This window comes from Halospina denitrificans (genome assembly GCF_004364635.1).
Lineage (GTDB): Bacteria > Pseudomonadota > Gammaproteobacteria > Pseudomonadales > Oleiphilaceae > Halospina > Halospina denitrificans.
Genome location: NZ_SOAX01000007.1, coordinates 12816 through 28675 on the forward strand (window position 1 = coordinate 12816; position 15860 = coordinate 28675).

Consider the following 15860-nt stretch of genomic DNA (forward strand, 5'->3'; position numbering starts at 1 on the left):
ATGATGCCCTTTTTCAGGTGGACACCTCGAACATCGGTCCGCGCCCAGGCACCAGGTCACTGGCCGCAATACCATCAAAAACAAACTGTACGGCGAGTGCGCAGAGCAGGACCCCCAGAACACGCGTCAGCACATGCGCACCAGTAGCCCCGAGCAACTTCTGGATGCGGTTGGCAACAAGCAGGCAGCCCAGCGTCAGCGCCAGTACGGCAAGCAGGGCAAGAATCACCATCAGCTGCTCCAGCCTTTCTCCGCCAGCCCGGCTCATCATCAGGATGGCCGCCCCCATGGCACCAGGCCCTGCAAGCAACGGCGTCGCCAGCGGAAACACGGAGATGTCCGCCCGACCCCGGGCCTCCTGGGTTTCCTCGTCCGTTGCCGATACGCCCCCGGAATGGCGCGCGAAAACCATATCCACGCCAATCAGGAACAGCAGGATACCACCCGCCGTCTGCAACGCCGCCAGCGAAATGCCCATCCAACCCAGCGCGCTCTCGCCGAAGAAGACAAAGGGTAAGAGGATAAGGGTGGCAATGCCCGTGCCACGGATTGCCATGATACGGCGCTGGGCGGGAGGGGCAGATCCGGTGAGCGCAGCAAACACAAAGGCCACGTCCACCGGACCGATGGTGATGAAGAACGTAGTGAAGGCAACAACCGCCAGTTCCAGCATGGTATTCCATTACTCCGCCAATACCCGGACCAACAGAACGGGATTCTACAGGATCGGTGAGTACAGAATGACGGGAACCGAGGTTACCGTAAAGTCATTCAGCGGCCTTTACGGTAGGTATAGGGCGTCACCCCCGTCCATTGCTTGAAGGCTCGGATGAAATTGCTCGGCTCGGCGAACCCCACGCGTTAGGCAATGTCCTCCACCGAAGCGCCAGATCCCGCGCACGCCCAAGATCGCGGGTGAAACCCAGCTGCCCGCGCACCCGGAGAACACCGGCACGCCTCAGCTTCAGGACAATTCGTGAAGGCAGGCCAGAGAGAATCAATGACACCCGCTCATGGTGCATCTCATCAATCAGCGATTTCAGCGCCACAATGGCCGTACCATCCATGCTCGGCACGCCCTGCATGTCCACGATCACGGTCCGGACCCTGGGGTCCACCAGGCGCAGAGACGTTACTGCCTTCTCCGCCGCACCGAAGAACATGGGCCCGTTCACCTCATAGAGTGCCACTTCCTTGGGCAAGTTCTTCGCCATGGGGTGCCCTTCGGTATCCACCTGGCCCGCCTCGGTCAGAAGCGCCATGCGACGAATGAACAGCGCCGCCGCCAGTCCGATGCCCACCCCAACCGCCAGCACCATGTCGAAGAGGACCGTGAGAGTGAAGCACACCAGCAGTATGGCCACATCGCCGGGCGGGGCGGAGCGCAGGGTGTGCCAGAAGTGGTGCGCCTCACTCATGTTCCAGGCCACGATGAACAGCAATGCGGCCAGCGCCGCCATGGGAACCAGCCCGAGGACGCCGGCAAAGGCAACCACCGCCAACAATACCACCAGCGCGTGCACGACTGCCGCAATGGGTGAACGTGCCCCACTGCGGATTCCCGTCGCGGTACGGGCAATGGCCGCAGTGGCGGTAATGCCCCCGAACAGCGGCGCGGCGATGTTGCCGACGCCCTGCCCGATCAGTTCGGCATTAGGGTCATGGCGGGTATTGGTCAGTCCATCCGAGACGACCGCGCACAGCAGCGACTCAATGGCCCCCAGCATCGCAATGGCAAAGGCCGGCCCGATGAGCGCCCGGATCAGTTCAAAGTTGAGGCTAAGCGGTTCCCCATCCGGTCCCGGCAGCGACCAGGGCGCCATGAAGGTGGGGGCGATAGGCGGAATGCCGGTCCCGGTTTCCCCGTTTGCCTCCCAGGTGAAGCGTGAGGCAATGGTCGCCACTTCCGACCCCGAACCCGCGAGCCAGTGATTGACCGCGTAGGCCCCAATCGCCCCGGCTACAAGGCCGGCCAGCGGCGCGGGTATTGGCATTTTCAGGCAGGGCCAGAGTAGAAGCACCGCCAGGGTGAAGACACCGATCCCCAACTCATAGGCGTCCACACTGGAGAGCGAGCCACCAATGCGCCCGAGATTTTCCAGGAAATGCTCACTCATTCCCCCTGTATCCAGCCCCAGGAAATCCGGTATCTGGAGCACGGCAATCACTACGGCAATCCCCGCCGTGAACCCAAGAACCACCGGATAGGGCACAAACTCAATCAACCGCCCCATCCGGGTCAGCCCCAGAACCACAAGAATAACGCCAGCCATCATGGTGGCAATCAGCAACCCACCGAGACCATGCTGCTGAACAATGGGAAAGAGGATAACGACAAAAGCCGCGGTGGGACCGGAGATATTGAATCGCGAGCCCCCGGTCAACGCAATGAGCGCTCCCGCCACGATCGCGGTATAGAGCCCGTGCTGCGGTGGAACACCGGTGGCGATGGCAAGCGCCATGGATAAGGGAACCGCCACGGTACCAATCGTGAGACCGGCCATAACGTCCTGGCGCAGCTCCGATAATCCATAACCCGCCCGCCAGGCGGAAGCCAGTCCGGTACCAACCCGGGGCAGATCCCGGACCCATGATCCATTTGCCATACAGAACCTCAGTGTCACGCCCGCCAGGCCCGTGACTGTTTCTCTCGGCTGTTCACTCGAAAAGAATCTGACGCAATGATAATGTCATTATCATTAGACGCACATGCTATCATCATGGATGAGGTAATTCACCTACGGTAGATCCAGGATTGAGCCAGCACGATGAAACGACAAGCCATTATTGATCTCCACAGGGAACAGAGAATCGATGCGGTCAGTATCATGCCCGCACCATCCCGGGAGAAGCATTGGATACTGTTCTTTGAGGAAAGCGAGGGGCGCAGTTACTTTCTGCTCAACGAAGAGGACGAGGTCAGCCAATTCAAGACAATCGACAGCGCCGTCGAGGAATTACAGGCGCTCGGCTTCAAGCGGGCGGATATCCGGTTCTGAATAAACGCCCCGCCCTGGATCGGCACTAGTTTCTGTCATCTGTAGTCACTGCCCGTGTGGGATAATCCACACCGTTCTGGGCCAGATAGTCCCGGATCAACTGACGTACCACCTGGGAAGGCGTAAGGTCCTGGGAAGCACACAGCGTCTCGAATGCCTTTTTCTTTTCCGGATCGACCAGGACCGTCAAGCGTGCCGTTTTCGTTTCCATAAAGTCCTCGCAGAACAGTCTCTATTAACACCTGATTATAATAGATCATCCATAATCACTTCAGCATCCCGATAGCCAAAAATCTGGAACCAGGACCCTTCTGAATACGTTTCCCCCAGTGCCATACAACAAAAAGCGGAATACCGGATGTCTACAAGACGACCCTGCTGCAAGGCAACGCTCATACTACTGCTGACCCTGTCGTTTACGCCCGCTGCTGCCGAGGAGAATGCAGAGCTCGGTGAGGAACTGACACCAATGGGCGCGGAACAGGCCTCCAATGGCGACACCATTCCGGCTTATGAGGGCGGTTTCACGCAGACGCAGAACAGCGACTTTGCCCCCGAGGATCCGTTCCAGGAAGACAAGGAACTGTTCCGCATCGACCAGGACAACGTCGATGACTACCGCGACCACCTCTCCCCGGGACAGGTCGCCATGATCGAAACCTACGACGACTATTTCATCCCCGTCTACAGAACCCGGCGCACCGCCGCCTACCCCGAGGCCATTGAGGAACAGACCATGGCCAATGAGGGCCGGGTGAAACTGGTGGAAAACGGCAATGGCCTCAAAAACTACGAGTCCGCCACCCCCTTCCCGAAGCCAGAGAACGGACTGGAAGCCATCTGGAACCACATCACGCGCTATCGCGGCGGGTCACTGCAGCGCAATATTGCGCGAACAACCCCCGAAGCCGATGGGGATTTCACCGTTACCCGGGTAACGGAAGACCTGGCCTATCCCACCGCCCTGGTTGATTACGATCCCGACCACCACGACAACATCCTCTTCTACTACCGCCAGAAGGTCACCGCGCCGTCTCGCCTGTCCGGCAACATCCTGCTGGTGCACGAGACCATCAACCAGCTTAAAGAGCCTCGCCAGAGCTGGTTCTACAACAGCGGCCACAAGCGCGTGCGCAAGCTGCCCGGTGCCGGCTACGACGCCCAGGGCGGCGGCACGGACGGCCACGCCACGGCGGACAACCTGGACATGTTCAATGGCGCCACCGACCGCTACGAATGGGAACTCAAGGGCAAAAAGGAAATGTTCATCCCGTACAACGCCTATCAGCTGGCGGACCGGGACCTCAGCTATGACGACATCATCCAGGCCGGCCACATCAACCCGGAACTGGCCCGCTACGAACGCCACCGCGTCTGGCACGTGCGCGCCACGCTCAAGGACGACAAGAGCCACGTCTACAGCCGCAGGGACTTCTACATCGACGAGGACAGCTGGCAGATTGCCGTGGTCGACCATTACGACGGGCGGGGCGAGCTCTGGCGCGTGGCCGAGGCACACATGCTCCAGTTACCGGAACCGAAAGTGCCCGCCTACGCCTTCGAGGCGCTCTACGACCTGCGCTCCGGCCGCTACGTGCTCAACGGCCTTACCAATGAAGAGGAGAATCCCTACCAGTTCGACAAACAATACCGCTACCGGCAGTTCACACCGGCGGCATTGCGGCGCAGTCACCGCTAACCCTTAGCCCTGCAGCCCGAAAACCCGAGCCGCATTGCCGCCCAGGAACAGCTCCCGGACCTCATCGTCCAGCCCGAGCTCATCCAGTCCCTCGAGGCACTTCTCGGGGGCAATCATCGGCCAGTTGGAACCAAACAGCACCTTTTTGCGCCCATGGCCGTTCATGAACCGGACCAATTCCGGGGGATAGCGTTTGACGGTGTAGGCTGAGGTGTCGATATACACGTTTTCGTGTTTCGTCGCCACCGCGACCATCTCCTCCGTCCACGGATAGCCCACGTGCCCCCCTACGATCACCAGCTCGGGGAAGTCGATGGCTACCTGGTCGATGTGCGGAATCGGCCGGCCCACATCCGAAGGCATCAGCGGCCCGGTGTGCCCCACCTGGGTACAGAACGGCACGCCCAGCTCACAGCATTCGGCAAATACCGGGTAGAAGCGTGCATGGGTCGGCGGCAGTTCCCAGAGCCAGGGCAGTACGCGAATCCCCTTGAAGCCAAGCTCCTTCACACAGCGTCGGATCTCGCGCACCGCCTCCATGGGCCGGGCAATATTCACCGACCCGATCCCCACCAGCCGATCCGGCGCTTCTTTCACAAAGGACGCCACCTCGTCATTGGAAATAAGGTCACCACCGGGGCCGCACCAGGCGGAAATCAGGCTCTTGCTCACACCCGCCCGGTCCATGGCGCCCGTGGTCATGGACACCGGCAACTCGGCATCGGAGGCGGTGACACTGTCCGACTGGTTCCGCGTCCAGCGCCGCAGTGAATCCAGCATAGGGTGGTTAACCAGGCGGGCTGTGGGGTGCTGTGCCCAGGCATCGATGATCATGGCGCATCCTCCAGTTCAAGCGGGCTAAGACAACCCTGTCATGGAGGATACTCTAACCATCCCCGAGCTTGCTGTTAAGAAACACCACCGCCTCGTCCGTTGCCGCACCGTTAAAGAGAAAGCTCAGAAGATGGCCACGCAGCCACTGGCGATAGAGCTGCACCTCCACATCCTTATCCCTCAGCGCCTGCGCGAAATCCTCCGCATGCTCAATGGGGACCAGCGTATCCCAGGTGCCGTGAAACAGGAAAAACGGTGGCGCCCCCGAATGGACGTGGTTGATGGGAGAAGCGTTCCGATGGGCCTCTGGATTCTCCTGATAAGACACACCCACTAACTGCCGCAAGCGCCGACCACCTTCAAACCTTTCAAAATCCGCCGGCAAACCACCCGCGACAACGGCTTTCGGCTCCAGTTCTGCGCCGCCCCAGGGCTCATTCAGCGGCGAGTCCTGCCCCGAAACCACCCCCAGCATGCTCACCAAATGCGCCCCGGAAGAGAACCCCCAAGCCCCAATGCGTTCCGGGTCCACACCGTATTCCCCGGCATGGTCCCGAAACCACCGCATTGCCAGCTGAACATCGTGAAGCTGGGACGGAAACTGGTATTCCGGTGCAAAGCGATGGTCAATATTCATCACCACGAAGCCCTGGCGTGCCAACTCATCAGCCGTACCGCTCATATCCGCACGGGAGCGATACTCCCAGCCGCCGCCATGCACCATCAGGATGCCTGGCCGCTGGGTGTCCGTCTTCGGGTAATGAATATCCGCCTTAAGCTCCTGCGGCCAGCCCTCCGGAGACCAGCTGACAGACTCGACCACGCCAACACGAAAGGGCGGCTTGTTCGGATCGATTGAGGTGACTGTAGAACAGGCCATCAGAAAAAGGGGCGTGACGAACGCCATCATAATACGCAACATGGGCAGTTTTCCGGGAAGTGTGATGATGCTTTCTGGTACGCCCTGCTTTGATGAGAGGATTACAGGAGACGGCAATGGCGCATACACATTCCAACGTCCACGCGGCGCCCTCCCACAACCGGGCCTTTGCTCTCGGGGTCGCGCTGAACGTTGGCTTTATCATCATCGAGGTCTTCTATGGCCTCATGGCGGGTTCCCTCGCCCTGCTCGCTGACGCCGGCCATAACATCACGGACGTCCTGGGTCTTTTCCTGGCCTGGGGTGCCAGCGCGCTGGCGACCAAACCACCGACCTGGACGCACAGCTACGGCTACCGCCGGGGCACCATCCTCGCGGCCATGGCCAGTGCCATGCTGCTGTTCCTGGCTATCGGTGGTATTACCTGGGAAGCCATCCAGCGCTTCCAGAGCCCAGAAGCCACCCACGGCGCCACCATCATCGTCGTCGCCGCCATCGGTGTCGTCATCAACGCCGCCACTGCCGCGCTGTTCATCCGCGGCCAGCACGATGACCTCAACATCAAGGGTGCCTTCCTGCACATGGCCGCCGACGCCGCCGTCTCATTGGGCGTCGTCCTGGCCGGGGTGGGCATGATCTACACCGGTTGGCTCTGGCTCGACCCGGCCATGAGCCTGGTCATTGCCATCGTTATCCTGTGGAGTACCTGGGGTCTGTTCCGGGATTCGTTCAACCTCGCCATGGACCGCGTACCGGAGGGCATTTCCATGGCCGAGATCAACAAACACATCCTGTCCCAGAATGGCGTCGAAGAAATCCATGACCTGCACGTCTGGGCCGTCAGCACCACCGAAACGGTTATGACCGCCCACCTGGTCATGCCCAACGGTGCCGACGACCACTTTCTACACGGTCTTGCACGCGATATGAACGAACAGTTCGGCATTGGGCACAGCACCTTCCAGATCGAAACCGACGGGAAGAACTGCCTGCAAACCCATACCGACCTTTGAGGCATTGCCCCCTGGGAATCAGATCGTCTCCACGGCAAGCGCAATGCCCTGGCCGCCGCCGATGCAGAGCGTAACGATGCCCCGCTTCAGGCCATCCCGCTTCATCGAATGCAGCAGCCGGGTGGTCAGTATGGCCCCGGTGGCGCCGATCGGGTGCCCGTGGGCGATGGCGCCGCCCTCCACATTGACGATCTCCTCCGCAAAACCAATCTCCTGAGCACAGGCAAGGGCGATCGCCGCGAAGGCCTCGTTGATCTCCACGCGATCAACGTCCGACGCCGCCCAGCCTGCCCGCTGAAGCGCCTGATTCACGGCCGGGACCGGTCCCACACCGAAAAATCCCGGCTCAACCGCAGCAATCCCGAAACTGACGAGCCGCGCAATGGGCTCAAGCCCTTCGCGCTCGGCCCAGGAGCGCTCGGCGGCAATCATGGCCGAAGCAGCTGAATTGAGGCCCGGAGCGTTACCCGCGGTAATGGTGCCTCCCTCGCGGAACGCGGGCTTGAGGCTCGCCAGGGATTCCGCCGTGGTCTCCGGCCGGTTGTGTTCGTCCCGCTCAAACCGGGTCACGCCCTTGCGACCCGGCACCTCCACGGCGGCAATCTCAGTATCAAAATGCCCGGCTGCCTGAGCCTCCGAGAAGCGCGTCTGGGAACGAAGGGCCCAGCGGTCCTGTTCCTCACGGGAGATTCCGTGCTTCTCCGCCAGATCCTCGGTATGCCAGCCCGAGTGCTTACCACTGAACGCATCGTTGAGGCCATCAAAAAGCATGCTGTCGAGCAGCTTGGTATCGCCCATGCGCGCACCCCACCGGGCCTGGGGCATCAGGTAAGGCGCCTGGTCCATGTTTTCCATACCGCCGACCACCGAGCAGTTTGCGACTCCAGCCCAGATTTCGGTGGCCGCGCTGGCAATCGCCTGCGCGCCGGAACCACAGACGCGGTTGACGGTAAGCGCCGGAACGTTCACCGGCAGATCCGCGCCCATACCCGCCTGCCTGGCCGGATTCATTTTCACACCTGCCTGGATCACGTTGCCCATGATCACCGAATCAACCCGATCGCCCTTCAACCCGGACCGCGAGAGGCTCTCGCGAATAACCGCAGCGCCCAGATCCGGCGCCCTCACACTTTTAAGGCTTCCGCCGTAGGTCCCAATGGCGGTCCTTACCGGACTGCATAACACAACATCGCGTTCAGACATTCTGATCTCTCCTATGCACACCCGGCCCACCCAGGCAGGGCACTATTGAACTCAATAACAACCGCTCCATTGTAGAGACCTTTGCCCGTTGATCGGTTGATCAGGATCAGTTTTCATCAGAGCTGGTTCGTTGCCAGGGCCCGTGTCCCATGCCATTCCAGCCAGGCAAAAACGCCCACGATAATGGCAATCGGCCCAGCGAACAGCGCCAGCACGGCCGCGCAGAGAACAGAGAAGGTGGCATTACCCTTTAACGTGGTAGACAGGCTTGGCATTTTCATCGCATAGCTCCTTTTTTGACTCGGTGAATTCCTCATGGCATGACCAGATTCCCACTCGGTGGTCGACCCGGCAATTACCTGTCAGGTAATGAAGCAACCGTCTCACCACGGCCTTGATCATCCGCCTGCGAATCCCTGTGCTGTCGTGAATAACGCCTTCCGGGGCCCGTGAGTCCGGCAACGACGTCATCAGCCTTAGCCGGCGCGAAACCGACATCGCCATACGCCCCACCATCGAAGGCGGAGCACGCGATACCTAAAGGCAGGCCAGTCGCCCATCAGGATTCAATGTGTAACGCTGGTAACCACATCCTCATCATCCCGCACAAAGGCCGCATCAGCGTACTTCTCGTCGCTTACCATGCTTCTGAGACTCTTCAGGGAATAATAGGGTGTATCCGTTACGAGGGAATTCACCATCCAGGAAGGAAGGTCACCTTTCGGATTTACGTGTTGAGCCATCACGATTTCGGTCTTGTCGGGAGACAGCTGCCTCACTTCATAATAACCGCGTGGCATTTCGCCCCTTACGAGATCCGGTTTCTCCGGAAGTTCCCCGGACCGGTCATGCATCGTCAGAAGGAACGCATTCTCACCGGTTTGCTCGGTCTCAAATCCGATAACAAAGTCACGATCCGTGGCGGGCCAGGGAAAGTCGAATACCTGATGAGTCGTTTGCGAATAAAACCCCGAACGCTCAATCATTTCGACTTTCCGGCACCCCTCCAGCCATTGCTCCGTGGCGCTCGGGTCCATAAAGATCGCCATGACAGTAGCTGCGGAGGCCGGAACTGTCGTTATCCCCTTGTACTCTTCATAGGGGGAGCCGGGAACGCCCCGGGTCAGAACCTTGATGCCTTCCTGGTTCAGGGCCACATCCCATTCAGCGGATGGCTCCGCGTAGCTGGAGGAAGAAACAAGAAAGACGACGGCCAATACAAGCATACTTGCCGCATGGGTCGATCTTTTAAAAGCGATTCGGTTATACATCCCAGTCAATCTCCCTGTAGGTCAAAAATCAGTTTCCTAATGGAATGCCTCATGGCGTGACCAGAGTCCCACCCGCCAGTCGACCCGGCAATTACCTATCAGGTAATCTCACTCGTCATACAAATGCTCCGGGCCTTAATTGACACGCGTCACGTGACACAATACGCTTAAGATCATGATCAAGTCATTTGCGGACAAACGAACTCAAGAGCTTTATTCCAAGGGGAGATCGAAAAAGTTTCCCGCGGATGTTGCTCCAAGAGCTGCCAGAAAACTTGAATACGTGAATCTGGCCAAGGATCTGGAAGACTTGAAAGTGCCGCCTGGCAATCGCCTTCATTCACTTTCCGGGAACAGGCAGGGGCAGCACGCAATTTCAATAAATGATCAGTGGCGCATCTGTTTTCGTTTTGAAGATGGTGACGCGTACGAGGTCGAAGTATGCGACTACCACTGACGGGAGGTGACGACTATGGCTATTACTAACACTGGCGCTATGCAGCGCAAACCGACCCACCCTGGCGAAATGCTGAGAGAGGATTTCATACCGGACTACGAGTTGACCGTTGCAGGCCTGGCTGAAGCTTTGGGGGTCTCTCGCCAGTCAATTAACGAGCTGTTGCGCGAGCGTCGTGCTGTCAGTCCTGAAATGGCGCTCAGGCTGGCTCGTTTGTTTGGCAATTCTCCGGAATTCTGGCTGAACGCGCAGCGTGCGGTTGATCTATGGACCGCAGCCCAGTCCGTCCAGGATGAAGTGGACCGGATTAAGCCATTGGACGCTGCATAAGCGAGCGACCACCCAACACAATGGGAGACAGGGAATGACAGCCGTTGGAACCATGCTGGCCGAATACCGCCGAATGCGCCGGCTCTCCCAGATGGAACTGGGACTGGAAGCGGAGGTTTCCGCGCGCCACATCAGCTTCATTGAAACCGGCCGCACCGAGCCCAGCCGGGAAATGCTCATGCGGCTCGCGGCGGTACTGGAGCTGCCCCAGCGCGAGTGCAACCTTCTGCTCAACGCAGGCGGCCATCCACCGGCCTACTCCCGCCTTTCCCTGGACGACGAGCGCCTGAAGCCAGTCAGCCAGGCGCTGGACGTCATGCTCGACAACCACAACCCCTACCCCGCACTGGTCATGGACAGCCACTGGAACATACTGCGAGCGAACCAGGCCCAGGAAATCATCATGGGCATGCTCCTGCCCGCCTCCTACCGGACCCGCTCCCGACTCAACGTCATGGAATTGATCTTCGACCCCGAAGGCCTGCGCCCCTTTATCCAGAACTGGGACGAACTGGCGAGCCTCTTCCTGCGCCGAATGCACAGCGAAGTGATGGCGTTCCCAACCGAAGAATCCCGCGCCCTGTTCGCACGCCTACTGGCCTCCGATCCCCCGAAAGACTGGCAGCAGCCGCCGACGGACGCCATCGAGGCCCCCATGATCACCGCCGACCTGCTGGTCTTTGGCCAGCAACTGCGCATCTTCTCCACCCTCAGCCGCTTCGGCACCGCCCTCGACGTCAACATGGCCGACCTGCTGATCGAGTACTACTTCCCCGCCGACGAAACCACCCGACAGTTCCTTCAGCAACTCACGCCCTCGCACGTGTTTAAACACGCCGATTAAATGGATCACTTGAAAAGCTTACTGATACAAGTCTTCACCCCTCAGGCCGTCGATACGCGCAACCGGAAACAGCCCTCCATCCACCTTGCTCGCCATGCACAACATCACCTGCCCGGTTTATCATCTATGTTTTTCAAGACGGATTGGCAAAGTGTAACGGTTACAAAATACCCATGAGACCGTTGCAGGATGAGGGCGACCTGGACTGATGCCGAGCTATTTGAGCTTAGAAGCCAGCTTTTCGGCACCATTGCGACTCAAGCTGTGGAGAATGCCCAGATTGGCCTCGTTGGAAGCAATAACACTGAGCACCAGTTTTTCCTTAAGGCGCAGCGTCAGAATGTAGCCGTCACCGTTTTCCACGATGACAAACTGACAGTTGTTCTGTTGAGCTTCCGCAGCAATATTCTCCCCCAGTGCGAGCATCGAACCCAGCATGGCGGAAAGCTTTTCACTGGACAGCTCCGACTTGAAACTGTGGACCACTTCATTGCCGTCCACGGTGGAAATCAGGATCCCATAGACCGCGTCGCTCTTGGACATCATTTCATCAAAAACCCTGCGACAGAGGGCTTTTCCGGTCTGACCGATTTCTATATGACTCATGGCACATCTCTTCCTGATCAGGTGGTGGTGTATTCGAGTGACGAGATGAGTGCGTTGATTAACAGACTGACGTCATCCGCCTCGCGGGGATCAACGTCCAGGATCGGAAACAAGCGGTCTGAATCCTGGAGCCGATTATAGAAGTCGTCCAACGACGGAGCGCCCGGGGCGTCGCTGCGCGTCACGCCGATAACCACACTCGTTTCCCCAATAAAGTCCGAGAAGTTTTCCAGGTACATTTCCATGTCAGCCAGGGGATCCTCCCGCGTGCAATCAACGAGCACAATCAACCCCAGGCCGCCCTGAGCAATAATCTTCCACATGAATTCAAAACGGCGCTGCCCGGGAGTTCCGTAAAGAAAGACCTTTTCGCCCCCCTCAAGCGTGAGCTCTCCGAAGTCCATGGCAACCGTCGTCTCGCTTTTGCTCGAGGCAAGACTATCGGTGGTTGCTTCATCGGTACGCACGGGCGGCGTTTCGCTGATCGCAGTGATGGCGGTTGTTTTTCCCGCTCCCGGACTCCCCGTAATAATGAACTTGAGCTGTGCCACAGAAGATACCTTTACCCGGTTTGCGTTCAGATTCTCAGCCGCGAGCGCAGTTTCGACAGAATCCCTTTGGTGGCGGGCCCCTTTGGTTCTTTACCGGCCTGGCTGCTGGCGGACGGGGCGCCTCCCACCTGCGTGAGCAGACCACTTAGAGCGGTTGCATTCACAAAGCCCACAATATCCCGCTCGGAGAGATTCAGGCGTTCATCGGCTTCCTGAACCGAGGTGCCTGAGTGGCCACTGAACAATGCGGAGAGATTAAGGAACGCCGGGTTCTCTTTCATCAGCGATGGAGGGGGCCAGCGGTTCAGCTTGAGTCGCCCCCCTTTTTCAAGGTGACGCAACAATTGTCCGTGAGAACCCCGAACGCCAAGCCAACACAGCATGTTGCGGTCGCTGTGCCAAACCTGGTCCGGATTCAGGCCTTCGGGCTCTTCGAGGCTGTGCGCAACCATTATCTCTGCATCTCGAGGTACAAGGACCTCAACCATTTGTCCGATCGTGTGGCTCGTCACACAGGTGTGATGGTCACGGTTCAGGGTTAGTGAGTAATCACCAATGGAAATCGTCAGATACCCATTGCTGGTATCGAAAATAGTCTGCGGCAGCGACTGTGCTGCGGCTCCTGCCGCCGGGGCAGTGTCGGTGTCTCTGGTAGCAGAAGTCTGTGGCTCAGGTGCATCTTCCACGGTGTTGAGGTGGGCAATCAGATCCGCTGCACGCAATGGTTTCATCAGATGCCGCCGGGCTGGCAGAGAGGTTTCGCCGCTGGTATAGATGATCGTGCATGGACCACTCTCCGAGTAGTGGCTTTCCCAATGCGCCACTGCGTCGACGTTATCACCATCCACAAGAATCGCATCGGCCTTGTCCGCCGTTGTATAGGCCCATGTCTCATGGGTCCTGGGGCCCAACAAGTCGACGATAGCCTTGAGAACGGTCTCATCCTTGGGTGAGAGGCCGATACTCCCGAGGTTTTTCACAGTCATCCCCTCAGAGTTTTGCGATTGGGGCCCGCCCCGCCCATTCAGGAAGAATGGGGAGGTGGCTCCGGTCCTTGCCAAAATGACGTCCTAGCTGGAGAGGTCGAGTGCCTGTTCCACTTTCTTGAGCACCATACGGGCCATGCCAAGGTTGCCCTTTTCCCTGTCCAGAACGACGTAGAGAAAAATGGCGTCATTGCTCTCGAGAAGACGGATCAGGTGGTACTGATCACTAAGGGTGATCAGGATATCCTCAATGCCACCCTCAATATTGAGCGCCTTCATGGTCTTACGTTTGGCGCGAATAACCTCGGTATTCCCGGCAGCAGCCGTATCCAGATCAAAATTTCCCTCGCCTTCCTTGCCAAGCACCAGACCGGAATCACTGTCGACCAAACAAGCCCCAATTAAGCCATCTATTTCCTTTAATCCTGAAAGATCTGTTGCCATTTTCATTGCTCCTCAAGCGCTGATTTTGCGTCTGTGATGGCGCCATGGTGCCGTGAGGCAGAGCTTCGAACCCACTGAAGCCGGTCACCATCGACGTTCCTTGAATCTAGAAACAAGTGGCCGGGAACACAAGATCAAGGAGATATCAAACTGTAAGCGCCGCTGACAAAACAAAACATTTAATGTGCTACGCCAGCAGTCACCCGCCAACAACCCTGTATATGCCTGCCCATCTACCGATACCGCTGGCGGGTCTCGTAGTAGGTTTCCTTATCGGCATACATCCGTTGGTCGGCCATCCGCATCATGTCCTCTTCGGAGTCGCGGTCCGAAGCGGCATAACCGAGACTCAAGCGCACCGGAATCGCCTCCTCACGACCATGGGCATCGGACACCGCAACAACCGTCCCACGCTCCGCTTGCCGGATCCGTTCGACCACCCGTTCCGCCTGGCTCGAGTCGCAGTCCAGGCACAGCACCACGAACTCATCGCCACCCAGCCGAATCAGACTGTCGCCTGTCCGGGTCACCTCCCGAAGCAGCTCCACCGCCTTGAGGATGACCCGGTCACCCGCCTCGTGACCGTAGTGGTCGTTAATCTCCTTGAGGCCATTAACATCCACCGAAACCAGGGCGTACTCCATGCCAGCCGGACCGCGCCTCTTCTCGCCGGCCGAACTGAGCACATCATGGAAGCAGGCACGGTTATAGACGCCCGTCAGTGGGTCAGTCTCCGCCATCTGCGTAAGCCGGGCCGTGAGGAGCCGGTTCTCAATCAACGAGGCGATCTGATCCTCAAAAAGCTCCAGCTTCTGCCAGGCCTCCTCGGTCAACGGCTCGGAAGAACTGATGATCAACAGCCCAGTGAGCTGGGTGAGATGAGCCCCCATGGTCACGACAACCACCGAATCGGCATCGGGAAGTTCCAGTGGCAGGGGTTTATCGCGCGACAGCCGAGCCGACTCAATACGGCGCAGGGCCTCGGTGAGATGGTTGACCCGGGCAGCGTCAAACCCACGGTACTGCAGATGGTGAAGCGTTCCCGGCCGCCCCGGTTCGCTCAGTGCAATTGCAAAGGAATAATGCGGCATCAGCGCGACCATGCTGTCCAATGCCTGCCCGAGAAGATCATCAACATCCTCAGTACGCAGAGCCAGGATGCTCATGTCATGCAGGGCTTCCAGGATACGGTTCTTATCCTCCACCTGGTGCTTGGTGCGCCGTTGGCGCCGGTTCATCGTATAGGCCGTGGCGCTGATCATCGTCACACCCACCAGCAGGGCGACAAAGGCCAGGGCCTGCGTCAGCAATCCACTCTGGAGCTGCACGGCATAGCCGTTAAACCACCCACCGACACCGGCCCCCAGAACCATATAAAACAGGGCCTCAAAAAAGCCTCGTACACCCCGCAGGGAAACATGGGTCATGCCCGTGCCCGCGAGGAACAGGAAAAGCACCGGCAATGGAAAACCCACATAAGCCACCCCGGCGCCGACCATCGCAGCATCGGCATGGATATGCTGGTATTCCGACTTCGTGGGATCGGCCACCACACGACTGCGCCAGAACGCCAGATGCGGCCAGACCCAGAACGCCAGCACCCAAACCACCCAGAACGCACCCGGAAGCTCAGCCAGGGAAGCGGGAGGCAGCAGGATCAACCCGCTTAACGCCATGAAGACGATACGCGGGCCGTAGATCATCCTCGCCACACGAGATCGGGCCACTTACAACGACTCCCCT

Annotated in this window: 19 protein-coding genes and 1 pseudogene; 6 read left to right on the forward strand and 14 right to left on the reverse strand. The window is 58.9% G+C overall.

Going from position 1 to position 15860, the window contains the following annotated elements; translation table 11 throughout:
- Window positions 1-13: 13 nt before the first annotated feature.
- The 3 genes and pseudogenes from DES49_RS13115 to dauA form a co-directional block, all read right to left on the reverse strand.
- Complete coding sequence (locus DES49_RS13115; RefSeq protein WP_133736888.1) at window positions 14-673, reverse strand: MarC family protein; 660 nt, start codon at window positions 671-673, stop codon at window positions 14-16.
- A 98-nt stretch (window positions 674-771) separates the two neighbouring features.
- Window positions 772-858, reverse strand: a complete 87-nt coding sequence (locus DES49_RS15770; RefSeq protein ID WP_341776816.1) for a helix-turn-helix domain-containing protein — start codon at window positions 856-858, stop codon at window positions 772-774.
- A 17-nt stretch (window positions 859-875) separates the two neighbouring features.
- A pseudogene (gene dauA, locus DES49_RS13120) lies at window positions 876-2606 on the reverse strand (C4-dicarboxylic acid transporter DauA); the annotation flags it as partial.
- Between the two features lie 162 nt (window positions 2607-2768).
- Between dauA and DES49_RS13125 the strand changes: the two are divergent.
- The gene (locus DES49_RS13125; protein ID WP_133736890.1) at window positions 2769-2999 is read left to right on the forward strand and encodes a hypothetical protein; all 231 of its coding nucleotides are present in this window, start codon (window positions 2769-2771) and stop codon (window positions 2997-2999) included.
- 25 nt (window positions 3000-3024) lie between these two features.
- Here the strand turns inward: DES49_RS13125 and DES49_RS13130 are convergent, their stop codons facing one another.
- Window positions 3025-3210 carry a ribbon-helix-helix protein, CopG family gene (locus DES49_RS13130; protein ID WP_133736891.1) on the reverse strand — a complete coding sequence of 62 codons (186 nt, stop codon included), beginning with the start codon at window positions 3208-3210 and terminating at the stop codon, window positions 3025-3027.
- A 147-nt stretch (window positions 3211-3357) separates the two neighbouring features.
- Between DES49_RS13130 and DES49_RS13135 the strand changes: the two genes are divergently transcribed.
- A complete protein-coding gene (locus DES49_RS13135; RefSeq protein ID WP_133736892.1) occupies window positions 3358-4698 on the forward strand; it encodes a DUF1329 domain-containing protein in 1341 nt (446 codons plus the stop codon).
- A 3-nt stretch (window positions 4699-4701) separates the two neighbouring features.
- On the opposite strand, the gene DES49_RS13140 is transcribed toward DES49_RS13135, so the two are convergent.
- Window positions 4702-5532: an amidohydrolase family protein gene (locus DES49_RS13140; RefSeq protein ID WP_133736893.1), complete on the reverse strand. Its 831-nt coding sequence runs from the start codon at window positions 5530-5532 to the stop codon at window positions 4702-4704.
- A gap of 52 nt (window positions 5533-5584) precedes the next feature.
- On the reverse strand, window positions 5585-6454 hold the full coding sequence (locus tag DES49_RS13145) for an alpha/beta hydrolase (protein ID WP_133736894.1): 870 nt from the start codon (window positions 6452-6454) through the stop codon (window positions 5585-5587).
- Window positions 6455-6528: 74 nt separating this feature from the next.
- Between DES49_RS13145 and DES49_RS13150 the strand changes: the two genes are divergently transcribed.
- A complete protein-coding gene (locus DES49_RS13150) occupies window positions 6529-7425 on the forward strand; it encodes a cation diffusion facilitator family transporter (RefSeq protein ID WP_133736895.1) in 897 nt (298 codons plus the stop codon).
- 18 nt (window positions 7426-7443) lie between these two features.
- Here DES49_RS13150 and DES49_RS13155 read toward each other — a convergent pair whose 3' ends face one another.
- The 3 genes from DES49_RS13155 to DES49_RS13160 form a co-directional block, all read right to left on the reverse strand.
- Window positions 7444-8628, reverse strand: coding sequence for a thiolase family protein (locus DES49_RS13155; RefSeq protein ID WP_133736896.1), 1185 nt, complete (start codon window positions 8626-8628; stop codon window positions 7444-7446).
- Window positions 8629-8744: 116 nt separating this feature from the next.
- Window positions 8745-8909: a hypothetical protein gene (locus DES49_RS15525; protein ID WP_166646086.1), complete on the reverse strand. Its 165-nt coding sequence runs from the start codon at window positions 8907-8909 to the stop codon at window positions 8745-8747.
- Between the two features lie 285 nt (window positions 8910-9194).
- Window positions 9195-9854 (reverse strand): START domain-containing protein, encoded by a 660-nt coding sequence (locus DES49_RS13160; RefSeq protein WP_166646087.1) that lies wholly within the window; start codon window positions 9852-9854, stop codon window positions 9195-9197.
- A 220-nt stretch (window positions 9855-10074) separates the two neighbouring features.
- On the opposite strand from DES49_RS13160, the gene DES49_RS13165 reads away from it, so the two are divergent.
- From DES49_RS13165 to DES49_RS13175, 3 genes are read left to right on the forward strand one after another with little or no spacing between them, the layout of a single operon-like run.
- Entirely contained in the window at window positions 10075-10356 is a 282-nt protein-coding gene (locus DES49_RS13165; protein WP_133736898.1) for a type II toxin-antitoxin system RelE/ParE family toxin, read from the forward strand.
- A gap of 15 nt (window positions 10357-10371) precedes the next feature.
- On the forward strand, window positions 10372-10686 hold the full coding sequence (locus DES49_RS13170) for a HigA family addiction module antitoxin (protein ID WP_133736899.1): 315 nt from the start codon (window positions 10372-10374) through the stop codon (window positions 10684-10686).
- A 34-nt stretch (window positions 10687-10720) separates the two neighbouring features.
- Window positions 10721-11530: a helix-turn-helix domain-containing protein gene (locus DES49_RS13175; protein ID WP_133736900.1), complete on the forward strand. Its 810-nt coding sequence runs from the start codon at window positions 10721-10723 to the stop codon at window positions 11528-11530.
- Window positions 11531-11746: 216 nt separating this feature from the next.
- On the opposite strand, the gene DES49_RS13180 is transcribed toward DES49_RS13175, so the two are convergent.
- The 5 genes from DES49_RS13180 to DES49_RS13200 all read right to left on the reverse strand — a co-directional run bounded on the left by DES49_RS13180 (window position 11747) and on the right by DES49_RS13200 (window position 15844).
- On the reverse strand, window positions 11747-12136 hold the full coding sequence (locus tag DES49_RS13180; RefSeq protein WP_133736901.1) for a roadblock/LC7 domain-containing protein: 390 nt from the start codon (window positions 12134-12136) through the stop codon (window positions 11747-11749).
- A gap of 17 nt (window positions 12137-12153) precedes the next feature.
- Complete coding sequence (locus DES49_RS13185; RefSeq protein ID WP_133736902.1) at window positions 12154-12687, reverse strand: GTP-binding protein; 534 nt, start codon at window positions 12685-12687, stop codon at window positions 12154-12156.
- Window positions 12688-12713: 26 nt separating this feature from the next.
- The gene (locus tag DES49_RS13190) at window positions 12714-13667 is read right to left on the reverse strand and encodes a hypothetical protein (protein WP_133736903.1); all 954 of its coding nucleotides are present in this window, start codon (window positions 13665-13667) and stop codon (window positions 12714-12716) included.
- 90 nt (window positions 13668-13757) lie between these two features.
- Complete coding sequence (locus DES49_RS13195; RefSeq protein ID WP_133736904.1) at window positions 13758-14117, reverse strand: roadblock/LC7 domain-containing protein; 360 nt, start codon at window positions 14115-14117, stop codon at window positions 13758-13760.
- Window positions 14118-14350: 233 nt separating this feature from the next.
- The gene (locus DES49_RS13200; protein WP_133736905.1) at window positions 14351-15844 is read right to left on the reverse strand and encodes a sensor domain-containing diguanylate cyclase; all 1494 of its coding nucleotides are present in this window, start codon (window positions 15842-15844) and stop codon (window positions 14351-14353) included.
- Between the last annotated feature and the right edge of the window lie 16 nt (window positions 15845-15860).